Source organism: Nonomuraea bangladeshensis (assembly GCF_039529455.1).
GTDB classification, from domain to species: domain Bacteria; phylum Actinomycetota; class Actinomycetes; order Streptosporangiales; family Streptosporangiaceae; genus Nonomuraea; species Nonomuraea bangladeshensis.
On sequence record NZ_BAAAMV010000008.1, the window covers coordinates 250899 to 264100 of the forward strand.

Annotated in this window: 13 protein-coding genes; 7 read left to right on the top strand and 6 right to left on the bottom strand. The window is 73.5% G+C overall.

Going from position 1 to position 13202, the window contains the following annotated elements; translation table 11 throughout:
• Positions 1-13: 13 nt before the first annotated feature.
• The 6 genes from ABD292_RS27230 to ABD292_RS27255 are packed head-to-tail and all read left to right on the top strand — an operon-like array spanning position 14 to position 4804.
• Positions 14-1720: an alpha/beta hydrolase gene (locus tag ABD292_RS27230; RefSeq protein WP_344212089.1), complete on the top strand. Its 1707-nt coding sequence runs from the start codon at positions 14-16 to the stop codon at positions 1718-1720.
• On the top strand, positions 1717-2646 hold the full coding sequence (locus ABD292_RS27235) for a DUF418 domain-containing protein (protein WP_344212091.1): 930 nt from the start codon (positions 1717-1719) through the stop codon (positions 2644-2646). The genes ABD292_RS27230 and ABD292_RS27235 overlap by 4 nt, the downstream gene beginning before the upstream one ends.
• Complete coding sequence (locus tag ABD292_RS27240; protein ID WP_344212093.1) at positions 2606-3382, top strand: carbon-nitrogen hydrolase family protein; 777 nt, start codon at positions 2606-2608, stop codon at positions 3380-3382. Before ABD292_RS27235 ends, ABD292_RS27240 begins: the two co-directional genes overlap by 41 nt.
• A 26-nt stretch (positions 3383-3408) precedes the next feature.
• The gene (locus tag ABD292_RS27245) at positions 3409-3855 is read left to right on the top strand and encodes a hypothetical protein (protein ID WP_344212095.1); all 447 of its coding nucleotides are present in this window, start codon (positions 3409-3411) and stop codon (positions 3853-3855) included.
• Complete coding sequence (locus ABD292_RS27250; protein ID WP_344212097.1) at positions 3852-4247, top strand: hypothetical protein; 396 nt, start codon at positions 3852-3854, stop codon at positions 4245-4247. The genes ABD292_RS27245 and ABD292_RS27250 overlap by 4 nt, the downstream gene beginning before the upstream one ends.
• A complete protein-coding gene (locus ABD292_RS27255) occupies positions 4244-4804 on the top strand; it encodes a GNAT family N-acetyltransferase (protein ID WP_344212099.1) in 561 nt (186 codons plus the stop codon). Before ABD292_RS27250 ends, ABD292_RS27255 begins: the two co-directional genes overlap by 4 nt.
• A 163-nt stretch (positions 4805-4967) precedes the next feature.
• On the opposite strand, the gene ABD292_RS27260 is transcribed toward ABD292_RS27255, so the two are convergent.
• Both ABD292_RS27260 and ABD292_RS27265 read right to left on the bottom strand, forming a co-directional pair.
• Entirely contained in the window at positions 4968-6455 is a 1488-nt protein-coding gene (locus ABD292_RS27260) for a carboxyl transferase domain-containing protein (RefSeq protein ID WP_344212101.1), read from the bottom strand.
• Positions 6456-6519: 64 nt separating this feature from the next.
• Positions 6520-7677, bottom strand: a complete 1158-nt coding sequence (locus ABD292_RS27265; RefSeq protein WP_344212103.1) for a CaiB/BaiF CoA transferase family protein — start codon at positions 7675-7677, stop codon at positions 6520-6522.
• Positions 7678-7751: 74 nt separating this feature from the next.
• On the opposite strand from ABD292_RS27265, the gene ABD292_RS27270 reads away from it, so the two are divergent.
• Positions 7752-8282: a uridine kinase family protein gene (locus ABD292_RS27270; RefSeq protein WP_344212105.1), complete on the top strand. Its 531-nt coding sequence runs from the start codon at positions 7752-7754 to the stop codon at positions 8280-8282.
• 4 nt (positions 8283-8286) lie between these two features.
• Here ABD292_RS27270 and ABD292_RS27275 read toward each other — a convergent pair whose 3' ends face one another.
• The 4 genes from ABD292_RS27275 to ABD292_RS27290 are packed head-to-tail and all read right to left on the bottom strand — an operon-like array spanning position 8287 to position 13156.
• Positions 8287-8955, bottom strand: a complete 669-nt coding sequence (locus tag ABD292_RS27275) for a histidine phosphatase family protein (protein WP_344212107.1) — start codon at positions 8953-8955, stop codon at positions 8287-8289.
• 2 nt (positions 8956-8957) lie between these two features.
• Complete coding sequence (locus ABD292_RS27280; protein WP_344212109.1) at positions 8958-10766, bottom strand: hydantoinase B/oxoprolinase family protein; 1809 nt, start codon at positions 10764-10766, stop codon at positions 8958-8960.
• On the bottom strand, positions 10759-12777 hold the full coding sequence (locus tag ABD292_RS27285) for a hydantoinase/oxoprolinase family protein (RefSeq protein WP_344212111.1): 2019 nt from the start codon (positions 12775-12777) through the stop codon (positions 10759-10761). The genes ABD292_RS27280 and ABD292_RS27285 overlap by 8 nt, the downstream gene beginning before the upstream one ends.
• Before the next feature lie 7 nt (positions 12778-12784).
• Positions 12785-13156, bottom strand: coding sequence for a hypothetical protein (locus ABD292_RS27290; protein ID WP_344212112.1), 372 nt, complete (start codon positions 13154-13156; stop codon positions 12785-12787).
• Between the last annotated feature and the right edge of the window lie 46 nt (positions 13157-13202).

The window sequence follows — 13202 nt, forward strand, 5'->3', positions numbered from 1 at the left end:
TTAGTCTCGTCGGGTGATCCTTCGGGTCGTGCTCGCTCTCGTCCTGTCCGCGCCGCCGGTCATGAGCCCCTCAGCGCCGCCCGCGCGGCCCTGTCCGGTCGCCGTCCCCGCCGGCACCACGTGCGGTTTCCTGCTCGTCCCCGAGCGCAGGGACGCCCCCGGACGGACCATCCGGGTGGGCTACGCCGTCCACCGCTCGACCGTACGCGAGCGCAGGCCGGACCCCGTGGTCTACATGAGCGGCGGCCCCGGCTCGGCGTCGCTGCAGCTCACCGGCTTTCTCGCCCAGATGTTCCCCGACCGGGACGTGGTGGCGCTCGAACAGCGCGGCGGCCGTTGGTCCGAGCCGGCGCTGGACTGCCCCGAGACCGCCGAGGCGCTGCTCGGGCAGCTCCGCCGCCCGCCCGCCGACGTGGCCGCCGCCGCCGTCACCTGCCGCGACCGGCTCCGCGAGCAGGGCGTGGACCTGCGCGGCTACACCACCAAGGAGATGGCGGCCGACGTCGTCGCGCTGCGCCGCGAGCTCGGCTACCCGAGCTGGAACCTGTTCGGCGTCAGCTACTCCACCCGCGTCATGGCGGAGGCCGCCGCCGCCGACCCCGAGGGCACCCGGTCGCTGGTGCTGGACTCGTTCCTGCCGGAGGGGGTCAACTGGTACGACGACGCCGAGCGCAACCTGGCCGACACGATGGCGAAGCTCGGCGTGAAGGACGCCTTCGAGGCCGTGACCGCCCGGCTCAACGCCTCCCCCGCCCACGTGCCGGCCACCGATCCGCTGCTGGGGCAGGAGTTCACCGCGCGGCTGAGCGGCGACGACGTGGCCGCCGTGCTGTTCGAGGGGCTGGCAGGGGCGGACGTCGCGGCGGTGGCCCCGGCGCTGCTGCCCGCGCTGGCGGAGGGCCGCGACGAGCTGCTGCGGCCGCTCGCCGACGCCGCCGGCGAGGGGCTGGTCTCGCACGAGTTCGGGCTCTACCACGCGGTGCAGTGCCAGGACGAGCTGCCGTTCAACGCCTCCGCAGGTCGTTCCCGGCTGTTCACCCACAACGCCGACAAGGCGGTCTGCGACGCCTGGGCCCTGCCGCGCTCGCAGCCCAGCGCGGCGGCACCGCGCGCGCCCGCGTTCGTGCTCGGCGGCCAGTACGACCCCACCACGCCCGTCAGGACCAGCAGGCCGGCCGCCGAGGCGCTGCCGGACGGCCGCTTCGCCGAGATCCCCGGCGCTTCCCACGCCGTCTTCCTGTCCAGCGCGTGCGCCCGCCGCATGATCGTCGAGTTCGTCGCCGACCCGGCCGCCGGGACCGCCGCCTCCTGTCAGGACGCGGACGGCGGCCGGCGGGAGGACCTGCGGGTGACCGCGGCGCCGTACGCGATCGCGCGGGCGCCCTGGCTGGCCGCGCCGTTCGCGATCTTCGCGCTGACGGCGCTCGCGCAGCTCGTGGCGGCCGCGTTGAAGGGCCGGGCGCTCGCGGCGTACGGCGGGCTGTGCGGGGTGGCCTTCGCCGGGCTGACCGCCCAGGCGGTCTACGGCCTCGCGGCACGCAACGCGACGGCGCTGGCCGTCGGACTGCCCGCCGACGTCGTGCCGTACACGTGGATCGCGGTGGCCTCGGTCGTGCTCACGGCGGCCGGCGCGCTGCTGCGGTGGCGCCGGTGGCCCGGCTGGGCCGCGACCGCGGTGGGCGCCGGATTCCTCGTATGGTGGATGCTCTGGGTGACGTGACGCGCATCAGAGAGCTCGACGCGCTCCGCGGGTTCGCGGTGTGCGGCATCATGCTGGTCAACACCTGGCAGCACACGCGCGTCCCCAACGCGCCGGCCACCTCCGTGGACCTCGTCGTGGACCAGCTCTTCCAGAGCCGGTTCTACCCGATCTTCTCGGCGCTGTTCGGCATCAGCTTCATGCTGTTCCTGCGCGGCAACAGCAGGTGGGCGCTGCTCAGCCGGTTGTTCTGGCTCTACTGCTTCGGGCTGGCGCAGGGGCTGTTCTACGAGGGCGAGGTGCTGACCGACTACGCGCTCTGGGGGGCGGTGGCGCTGCTGCCCGCCTCGTTCATCCCCGGCGGCTGGGCGCAGCTCGCGCTCGGCGTGGCGGGGCTGGCGTGGGGGCTGCTCGCCAAGGGCGGCGGCTCGTGGCTGATCCCCGGCCTGCTCCTGGTGGGCATGGGGCTGTGGCGGCTGAATCCGCCCCGGTCGCTGCTGCTGCCGGGGTTCGCGGCGAGCGCCCTCGTCTCGGCGCTGCTCGGCTACGTCGCCTTCACCACCGGTGACTGGAACGCCTACAGCGTGGCCGCGCTGGCGGGGGCGCTGGCGTACTCGTTGGGGCTGCTCCTCGTGCTGCGGCCGTGGCTGTCGGCGGTGCTGGAGCCGCTCGGCCGGATGGCGCTGACCAACTACGTGACCGGCACCGCGTTGATCGTGCTGACGCTGCCGCTGGTCAGCGCCGACCCGACCCGCTGGGCGGTCGTGGGCCTCGCCGCCGTCACCATCGCCGCGCAGGCGCTGGGGAGCCGGTGGTGGCTGGCCCGCTACCGGTACGGGCCACTGGAGTGGGTCTGGCGGTGCCTGACCTGGTTTCGGCGGGTGCCCAACCGGTTAGAGTCGGGCCGTGACCACAATCGCCCTCTGCCAGATTCCGGTCTCCCCTGACCCCTCGACCAACCTCAAGAGGGCCAGGGAGGCGCTGTCCCGCGCCGAGGGGGCCGACCTCGCGATCTTCCCCGAGGCGACGCTGACCCGCTACGGCCGGCGCATCACGGGCCTCGCCGAGCCGCTGGACGGGCCGTTCGTGTCGGGCCTCGCCGAGGCGGCCCGCGAGCACGGCCTGGCGGTGATCGCCGGGACGTTCGAGCCGGGCGACGGCCGGGTCCGCAACACGGCCGTGGCGCTCGACGCCCAGGGGGAGCTGCGGGCGGCCTACCGCAAGATCCACCTGTTCGACTCCTTCGGCGCGAAGGAGTCCGACCTGGTCGAGCCGGGCGCCGAGCCGGCGGTGGTCGAGCTGGCCGGACTCAGGATCGGGCTGATCACCTGCTACGACGTACGCTTCCCCGAGCTGGGCCGGGCGCTCGTCGACCGGGGGGCCGAGCTGTTCGCGGTGATCGCCGCCTGGGGGTCGGGGCCGCTCAAGGAGGACCACTGGACGACCCTGGTCCGCGCGCGGGCCCTGGAGAACACCATGTGGACCGCCGCCGTCGGCCAGGCGCCCAACCCGGGAGAGTCCTCCGACGGCTACGGCGTGGGCCGCAGCATGCTGGTCGACCCGCTCGGCGTGGTCCGCGCCGACCTGGGCACCGCGCCGGGGGTGCAGGTGGTCGAGATCGACCGCGCGTACGCCGAGGCGGCGCGGGCGACGCTGCCCTGCCTTCAACACCGGGTCTTGTAGGGGTCAACCGACCGTAAAGTAGTAGCGTGAGCGGAACGCAGATGCAGAAAGTGATCCCGCCGCGTCTGCTCGTCCCCTATCTGTCGGGCAAGCGGACGGTGATCTCCGGATATGTCTACCGGGTGCAGGACTGCGTCAGGCTGACCACCCCCGAGGCGCTCTACTGGGGCCTCGATCTGTCGTTCGACGGCTCGGAGCTGTTCGCGGAGGTCCCCGAGGTGTATGTCATGCGCTGGTACGCCCGCGACGCCGACACCTACGCGGTGCCGTACGGTCCGCACATGGGCGGTGACTGGAGCGACGCCCCGCCGTTCGCCGGCAACGGCTTCACCACCTCGCCCGACCACGTCGTGCCGCAGTTCCACACCGTGCCGATGCCGATCCCCGCCGGGGCGGAGATCGTGCACGTCACGCGCGACGGCGAGCGGCCCTTCGCCGATTACGACGGGCTGACCTGGCGGCCCGCCGCATGAGCGAGGAGATCACGCCGGTCGCCTCCGGTTTCGTCGCCCGTTTCGGTGAGCACACCCTGCCCGCCGCCGTGGGGCCTGACGACGGCCAGGTGGTGCTGTTCAGCGAGGCCGAGCTGCCGGGCTTCGAGCCGGCCAGCGGCTACTGGCGGCGGCAGGTGGCGCGGGCCGAGGTCGAGTGGCTGGTGCTCGTCCGCACCGTGGGGGCGTTCGGCGGCGAGCCGTGCGTCATCCTCGACGAGGACGAGGACGGCCTGCACATCGCCTACACGGGGCACAGCGGGATGAAGGCGGAGGCGTTGGGTTACTGGATGGTGGATCACGGGGCCTACGAGGTCGTGGTGCCCCGCGAGGAGGTCTTCTCCATCAGGGTCGAGCGGATCCCGGTGCCATGAGGCAGCTCTTCGCGGTCGAACTCGGTGACGACGGCGCGCTGCTGGCGGCCCTGGAGCCGTGGCGGGCGGAGGAGTTCCTGGCGCACATGGAGCGCGGCAGGGAGCACATCGGGCGCTACACCGGCCTCGCCGACGTCGTGACGGACCTGGAGTCCGCCCGGTCCTACCTGGTGTCCTACGCCGACAAGGCCGCCGCCGACAGCGGCCGGCTCTACGGCATCTGGCTGGACGGGCTGCTGGTCGGCGGGGTGCTGTTCCGCACGATGGACGTCGCCCAGGGCGTCGCCGAGGCGGGCTGCTGGCTGGAGCCCGCGGCCGTGGGCAAGGGGCTGGTCACGCGGGCGGTGCGGGTGATCATCGACTGGGCGGTCGAGGAGCGCGGCATCCATCGCGTGGAGTGGTGGGTGGCGGCCGACAACGCCGCCAGCATCGCGGTGGCCCGGCGGCTCGGGATGACCCGCGACGGGGTGCTGCGGGAGCACTATTCGCATCGGGGGCGGCGGCTCGACATGGAGATCTGGTCGGTGCTCGCCCCGGAGTGGCGCGCCGCCCGCTGAGCCCGGAGGCCGGCGCCTCCAGCGCCCGGGCAGCGGCGGTCAGGCGCCGAGGTCGCGGTAGCGGTCAGGTCCCGAGGTCGCGGCGTGGTCACACGCCAAAGTTGCGGCAGTGGTCAGGCGCGAGGACTCGGTAGCGGTCGGACCGCCAAGTTTGCGGCGGCGGTCAGGTGCCGAGGTTGCGGTAGCGGGACAGGCGGGTGGCGAGGCGGTCGGCCGGGTCCTGGCGCAGCAGCATCGCGATCTCGTGCTCCAGCGCCCGCCCCACCCGCTCGCAGAACTGCCGCGGCTCGTAGGCGGCGTCGGGCATCTCCGGGATGACCCGGTCCACGATGCCGTCGCGCCGCAGGTCGGTGGCGCGGACGCGCTGCAGCCGGGCGATCTCGGGGGCGAAGTCGACCGAGCGGTAGAGGATCGCCGAGGCCCCCTCCGGCGGCAGCGGCGACAGCCAGGCGTGCTGGGCGCACAGCACCCGGTCGGCGGGCAGCAGGGCCAGCGCCGCGCCGCCCGCGCCCTCGCCGAGCAGCAGGCAGACGGTCGGCACGTCGAGCATGACCAGCTCGGCCAGGCAGCGGGCGATCTCGGCGGCGAGGCCGCCCTCCTCGGCAGCCTTGGACAGGTCGGCCCCTCCGGTGTCGATGACGGTGACCAGCGGCAGGCCCAGCTCGCCGGCCAGCCGTACGCCGCGCCTGGCGACCCGCAGCGCGGCCGGGCCGAGCGGCGCGCTGACCCGCTGGATGCGCCGGTCCTGGCCGAGCACCACGGCCGGCGCGCTGCCGAACCTGGCCAGCGCGAGCAGCAGTCCTGGCTCGTTGTCGCCGGTGCCGGTGCCGCTCAGCGGGGTGGCCTCGGTGGCGGCGAGCTTGAGCAGACTGCGTACGCCGGGCCGGTCGTCGCGCCGCGAGCGGGTGATCGCCTCCCATGCCTCGGCCGGGCGCAGGTCCTCCTCCGGCGGCTCGCCCGCCTCGACCGCGCCCAGGTCGGCGGCGAGCACGCCGAGCGCGCGGATCGCGACCGGGCGCAGGGCGTCGGCCGACACCACGGCGTCGAGCAGGCCCTTGTGGAAGAGGTTCTCGGCGACCTGGACGCCCTCGGGGAACGGGTAGCCGTGCAGCGCCTCGAACACCCGCGGCCCCATGAACCCGATGAGCGCGCCCGGCTCGGCGGCCGTGACGTGCGCGAGCGACCCCCACGAGGCCAGCACGCCGCCGGTCGTCGGGTGGCGGAGGTAGACCAGGTAGGGCAGGCCGAGCGCGCGGTGCCCCTGGATCGCCACGGTGATCTTCACCATCTGCACGAACGCCTGCGCGCCCTCCTGCATGCGGGTGCCGCCCGAGGCGGGGGCGGCCAGCAGCGGCAGGCGTTCGCGGCCGGCCCGCTCGATCGCGGCGGTGATCCGCTCGGCCGCGGCCACCCCGATGGAGCCCGCCATGAACGAGAACTCGGAGGCCACCACCGCCACCCTGCGGCCGTCGAGCAGCCCCTCGCCGGTGATCACGGCCTCGTCGTAGCCGGACTTGACCCGGGCGGCGGCCAGCTCGTCGGCGTAGGGAGAGCCCGGCTCGGCCGGGTCGGCGGGCGGCGCGTCCCACGACTTCCACGACCCCCTGTCGAGGACCGTTTCGATCAGTGTGCGCGCGTCCGGACGGCTCACTCTCGCTCCCTCGTGGTCGGCCCTGCGGTGTTGACGCGCGAGCGCCGGTGGCGTCGCGTGGCGGTCATCGTTCGCGCTCCTCCAGCCAGGCGAGCACCGTCTCGCCGTCCTGGCCGAGCATCGGGGGCGCGGTGTGCTCGCGGGCGGGCAGGCCGTCGAAGCGCAGCGGCGGCCCCGGCAGCTCGACCCGGCCGAGCACCGGGTGGTCGACCTCCACGACCAGGCCCTGCGAGCGGGTCTGCTCCCATGTGTAGACCTCGTCGATGGAGCGGATCGCGCCCGCGGGCACGCCGGCCGCGCCGAGTTCGGCCAGCCAGTGGGCGCGGTCGTGGGCGGCCAGCGCCTTCTCCATCTCGGCGACCAGCTCGTCGCGGTGGGCGCGGCGGTCGCGGTTGGTGCGGTAGCGCGGGGTGTCGGGGTCGATGCCGAGCAGCCCGGCGACCTTGCGCCACTGGCCGTCGTTGGCGGCGGCGATCTGCAGCATGCCGTCGGCGCAGCGGAACGAGCCGTAGGGGGTGATCGAGGCGTGGTGGTTGCCGGCGGCGCGGGAGACCTGGCCGCCGACCGTCCAGGCGGTGCCGTGGTAGGAGTGGACGCCGGTGACGGCGGCCAGCAGGGACGTGCGCACGACGCGGCCCTTGCCGGTGTGCTCGCGCTCGTAGAGTGCGGCGGCGACGCCGTACGCGCCGTGGATGCCGGCCAGCAGGTCGGCGATCGAGGCGCCCACGCGGTAGGGCTCCTCGGGCGAGGGGCCGGTCAGCGACATCAGCCCGGCCTCGCCCTGGGCGATCTGGTCGTAGCCCGGCCGCCCGCCCTCGGGGCCGTCGTGGCCGAAGCCGGTGATCGACAGGACGACCAGGCGCGGGTTGAGCTCGTGCAGGCGCTCGACGGAGAAGCCGAGGCGGTCGAGCACGCCGGGGCGGAAGTTCTCGACGAGGACGTCGCTCTGGCGGACGAGGCGTTCGATGACGGCTTTGCCCTCGGCGGACTTGAGGTCGAGGGCGATGGACTGCTTGTTGCGATTGGCTGCCAGGAAATATGTCGATATTTCGTGATCAGGGCCTACGAACGGCGGGCCCCAGCCCCGCGACTCGTCGCCGCCGTCAGGATGCTCCACCTTGATCACCCGTGCGCCGAGGTCGCCCAGCATCTGCGCGGCGTGCGGCCCGGCCAGCGCCCTGGACAGATCCAGCACGACGATGTCGCCGAGGGGTCCGAGCACGGTCAACCTCCTGCTTGCGTCGGGTGAAAGAACATTCTCTCAGTTGCGGGTGATCCGTCACCTACCCTGGGTCGGTGAATTCGCTGGCCGCCCGCATCCGGGACCTGCCGCCCTCCTGCGGCCCCGTCCGCCTGGTCGCCGTGGACGGGCCGGCCGGGTCGGGCAAGACGACGTTCGCCGGGCGGCTCGCGGAGGCGCTGGGCTGCCAGGTCGTCCACAGCGACGACTTCCCCGTGCCGTGGGAGGAGGGCCCCGGCGGCTGGTTCCACGCGCTGGAGGAGCAGGTGCTGCGGCCGCTGCGCGACGGGCGGCCCGGCGGGTTCCGGCGCTACGACTGGGTGCGGGGCGCCTATGCCGAGCAGGTGGCCGTGCCGCCCGCGCCGGTGCTCGTCGTCGAGGGCGTCGGCACCGCCCGCGCCTCGGCCGCGCACCTGGTGGCGTACACGGTGTGGGTGGAGGCCGCCGAGCCGGTGCGGCTGGCCCGCGTGCTGGCGCGGGACGGGCCCGAGCTGGCCCCGCGCTGGCGGGAGTGGTTCGCGGCCGAGCGCGCGTGGTTCGCCGCGGACGGCACCCGCGAGCGCGCCGACCTCGTCGTGCGCACCTGAGCGCTCACGCCAGGTGCCCCACGTCGTTGAAGCGCACCGGCGCGAAGGACCGCTCCCCCGCGCGCCAGACCGACACCGAGGCGTTGAGCACCGGCGCGAGGGGCGGGCCGGTGCTCTGGACGCCCTCCAGGACGTGGCGGAGCGCCAGCACCACCGAGTCGTGCGCGACGATCAGCACCGGCCGGCCGCCGGCCTGCCCGTCCAGGTCCCGTACGAACGCCCGCACCCGCGCCACCACGTCCGTCAGCGACTCACCGCCGGGCGGGCGGAAGGCGTAGACGCCCGCCGCCTCGCGCCGCGCCGCCTCCTCAGGGAAGCGCTCGCGGACGGCCGCCGGGTTGAGCCGGTCGAAGGCCCCCTGCTCCTGGTCCCTGAGCCGCTCGTCCACGGTGACCGGCAGCGTGTCACCCCAGCCGTCCCCCGCGACCTCCCAGGTCTCGCGCGCCCGCAGGTAGGGCGAGCACCACACCGCCTCGGGCCGCTCGCCGGCGGGCAGCGCCGCGAGCAGCCGCCCGAGCGCCGCCGACTGCCGCCGGCCGAGGGCGGTGAGGCGCACCTCGTCGTCGCCCAGCCCGTAGACCAGCGGCCGGTCGCCCGCCTCCCGGTGCGCGAGGTTGGCCTCGCTCTCGCCGTGGCGTACCGCGATGATCAGCGAAGGTCCGGCGCCGGCCATGGTCAGAGCTCGTCCACGTCCGCCTGGGTCCGGCCGCCCGACAGCCTGGCGAAGCCCGGCCCGCGGTCGAAGAAGCGGTTGGACGGGGGCCGCAGCGTGGCGCGCAGCTCGGCGGTGCCCCGCTCGTCGATGCGGTCGCCGTCCAGGACCACGCCGTAGTCGCCGAGCGCGCCCGCGATCGAGACCTTCCCGTCGCGGACGTCGGCGGCGACGGCGCGCGGGTCGCGGTCGTAGGGGGAGCCCCAGCCTCCGCCCCCGGTGGTGCGGATGCGGATGATCTCGCCGGCGTGCACCGGGAAGTCGTCCACCAGGCCGTCCATCTCCTTGCCGTTGACCTCGACCCGGAACGGCCGCCCGGCCAGGCCGCCGTTGACGCCCCAGCACGACAGGATCGAACGGTCGGCGATCGACATGTACGAGGCGTCGCGCAGCATCCTGATGTGCTTGTCGTAGCCGAGCCCGCCGCGGAACGTGCCCGGCCCGCCGGAGTCGCAGGCGAGCCCCAGCCGCTCGACCCGGAACGGCCAGCGGGCCTCGGCGAACTCGACCGGGATGTTGCGCGAGTCGGGCACGACGTGGATGGTGTCCTCGCCGTCGGCGTACCAGCGTCCGCCGGAGCCGCCGCCCAGGACCTCGCGCATGAGGTAGGGCTGCCCGTCGGCGTCCGCGCCGTACACGCCGGTGTAGCGGATCGTCTCCTGGTCGGCCGGCATCCGCCCGCCGGTGGCCTTGGCGAGCACGCCGGCGAGCACGCCGAGCAGGCGCAGGATGACGAACGTGCGGGCGTTGGTCGGGGCGGGGAAGACGGGCGTGAGCAGCGTGCCCTTCTCCGGGAAGATCATCTTGATGAGGGGCACGACGCCCTCGTTGACGTCCAGCTCGGCCATCCGCTCGGGCGTGTCGGCCAGGTTGCGCAGGATCGGGGCCAGCCACTTCTTGAGGAAAACGCCGTCCGCGTAGTCGCCCGCGTGGTTGATCGGGCCCTTGGCCTGCGGCGAGGTGCCGGTGAAGTCGATGGTCAGCGGTGTCTCGGCGGCGTGGTCCACGGTCAACGTGATCCGCTGGGCGTGCAGGCGGGGCTCGTCCACGCCGTCGTGCTCGGCGTAGTCCTCCCACACGTACGTCCCCTCCGGGATCTTCGACAGCAGCTCCCGGCGGAAGGTCTCGGTGGTCTTGCCGATGATGGCGTCGAAGCACTCCTGGACCGCCTCGCGGCCGTAGCGCTCGAACAGCTCGCCCAGCCGCCGCGCGCCCATCAGACAGGCCGAGCACTCGGCGTCGAGGTCGCCGGCCAGCGAGTCGGGCATGCGGGAGTTGCGGGTCATGATGCGCAGCGCGGCCTCGTTCGGCACGCCCTGGTCCCACAGCTTGATCGGGGGGACCATCAGGCCCTCCTCGAACACCGAGCGCGCGTGCGAGGGCATCGACCCCGGCACGCTGCCGCCGATGTCGTCGTGGTGGCCGAACGCCTGCACGAACGCCACCACCTCGCCGTCGTGGAAGACCGGCACGGTCACGCACAGGTCGGGCAGGTGGCCGATGCCGCCCTCGGACAGGTAGACGTCGTTGTGGAAGTAGACGTCGCCGGGCCGCATCGTCTCGATCGGGAAGTCGCGCACGACCGGCTGGACCAGCGCGCTGTAGGAGCGGCCGGTCAGCTTGCGCAGGCGGACGTCGTGGATGCCGGCGCGGAAGTCGTGCGCGTCGCGGATCATCGGCGAGCGGGCCGTGCGCGCGATCGCGGTCTCGACCTCCTTCTCGACCGACGCCAGTGTGCCCTCGACGATCTCGATGAGGATGGGATCAGTCACGCTTGACCTCCACGTTGCCGTACGCGTCCACGGTCGCGGTGAAGCCCGGATGGATGGGGATGGTCGAGCCGTACTCCTCGATGACGGCGGGGCCGCTCACCGTCGCGCCGGGGCCGAGCGCGGCACGCTGGTGGATCGGCGTGTCGCGGGTCTCGTCGAAGTGCACGGCCCGTACGGAGGTCGCGCCCGCGCCCGGCTTGTCCAGGGGACGCAGGGCCGGGCGGGTGATGGGCCCGACGCCCGAGACGCGCAGGTTGACCCATTCGACCGCGTGGCGGGGGTCGTCGCGGTAGGCGTAGCCGTACAGCTTCTCGTGCGCCTCGTGGAAGCGCTCGACGACCTGGGCCCGCCATTCGGCGTCGATCTCCCCCGCCGGGGCGGGGACCCTGACCTCGTAGCCCTGGCCGTAGTAGCGCAGGTCGGCGCTGCGGATGTGGACGGGGTCGGCGAAGCCCTCGCGCTCCAGCGCCTCCGCCGCCTGATGCTCCAGGTCGTCGAAGATCTCCGCGGCCTTGCCGAGTGACAGGTCGCGGGTGACGTACGTGCGTACGTAGTCGTTCTTGACGTCCACCGTGAGCAGCCCGAACGCCGAGACGTTGCCGGGGTCGCGCGGGACGACGACCGAGGGCAGCCCCAGGATGTCGATGAGCCGGCAGGCCAGCAGCGGCCCGGAACCGCCGAACGTCACCAGCGGGAAGTCCCGCACGTCCAGCCCCCGCTTCACCGTGAGCTGGCGGATCGCGTTGCTCTGGTTGAACGCGCTGATCTCCAGGATGCCCGTCGCGGTGCGCTCGGGGGTGAGGCCGAGCTTGTCGGCCAGGGCCTCGATGCCGGCGCGGGCGGCCCCGGCGTCCAGCGGGATCTCGCCGCCCAGCAGGTGCGGCGGCACCCGGCCGAGGAAGACGTGCGCGTCGGTGACCGTGACCTCGGTGCCGCCCCTGCCGTAGCAGATCGGGCCGGGGTCGGCGCCGGCGGAGCGCGGGCCGACCTTGAGCGTGCCCTCCGGCGAGATCCACGCGACCGAGCCGCCGCCCGCGCCGACCGTCACGATGTCGATCATCGGGATCTTGCACGGGTAGCGTCCGATCGTGCCCTCGGTGGTGATGGACGGCTCGCCGTCGATCACCACGGCCACGTCGGTGGAGGTCCCGCCGCCGTCCAGCGTGATCACGGACTTGTGGCCGGCGGTGGAGGCGATGAGCGCCGCGCCGAGCGCCCCGGCCGCCGGGCCCGACAGGACGGTGGTGATCGGCTGGTTGACGACCTCGCGGGCCGACAGGATGCCGCCGTTGGACTTCATCACCGAGAACGGGCGGCCGAGCCGGGTGGACAGGTTGGCGAGGTAGCCGCGCATCGCGGGCTTGACGGCGGCGTCCACCAGGGTGGTGACCGAGCGCTCGTACTCGCGGTACTCGCGCAGCACGTCGCTGGAGAGCGAGATCACCGCCTCCGGGTGCTCACGCCACAGCACCTCGCGCATGCGCCGCTCGTGCTCCGGGTTGGCGTAGGAGTGCAGGAAGCAGACGCCGATCGCGTTGATGCCCTTGGCGCGGAACCAGCGGGCCGCCTCGACGGCCTGCTCCTCCGAGAACGGCCGCACCTCCGCGCCCAGGTGGTCGAGCCGGCCCCCGACGGTGCGTACGTGATGCACCGGGACGATCCGCGGCGGTTTCACCCAGAAGTAGGAGTTGCCGTAGCCGTCGGGGACGCTCTGCCGGGCGATCTCCAGGATGAACTCGAACCCCTCGGTCGTGATGAAGCCGAGGCCGGAGATGCGGTCCTCCAGGAGCTGGTTCGTGGCGACGGTCGTGCCGTGCACGATGCCGCCCACGTCGAAGCCGCCGCCGCCGTCGAGCTCGCTCAGCTTGGCGATGCCCGCGAGGAACCCGTCGGCCGGGTTCGCGGGCGTCGAGGGGGTCTTGGTGGTGAGGATCTCACCGGTCTGCTCGTCCACCGCGACGACGTCGGTGAACGTCCCCCCGGTGTCCACTCCGATTCGTACGCTTCGCATGGCTCCTCTAGCTTCGGCGCCGGCCGAGCACTTCGTCGACGACCCTGGGCGCGTTGGCCGTGCCGACGTGCGCGGCCAGGCGGATCGCCAGCTCCTGTGTCCTGGCCAGCTCCGCCTCCACCCTGGCCTTGCCCGACTGGCCGGCCTGCACTCCGAAGTACGCGCCGACGATCGTACCGATCACCCCCGCCACCCCGGCGAAAAGCGAGGCGAACTCTCGCGTGGCGAACACCGCCGCCGCGAAGGCGACCAGGACCGCCACGATTCCCGCCACGACCACGTAGAAGCCGTAGCGCCATCGGGTGGCGTCGGCCTGCGCGGCGGTAAGGTCGTCCTGCTGCAACATCGCGTCGAGCGGGGACGGTTTGTCGGTGACCACAGTTCCTCCTGAAACCTCAGGGGGAAAATGTCCCACGAGGTCATGG

Bases quoted from the DNA above. Each gene is read 5' to 3' on its own strand.
- ABD292_RS27285 (WP_344212111.1), bottom strand. From the start codon at position 12,777: ATGCGAAGCGTACGAATCGGAGTGGACACCGGGGGGACGTTCACCGAC.
- ABD292_RS27250 (WP_344212097.1), top strand. From the start codon at position 3,852: ATGAGCGAGGAGATCACGCCGGTCGCCTCCGGTTTCGTCGCCCGTTTC.
- ABD292_RS27255 (WP_344212099.1), top strand. From the start codon at position 4,244: ATGAGGCAGCTCTTCGCGGTCGAACTCGGTGACGACGGCGCGCTGCTG.
- ABD292_RS27275 (WP_344212107.1), bottom strand. From the start codon at position 8,955: ATGGCCGGCGCCGGACCTTCGCTGATCATCGCGGTACGCCACGGCGAG.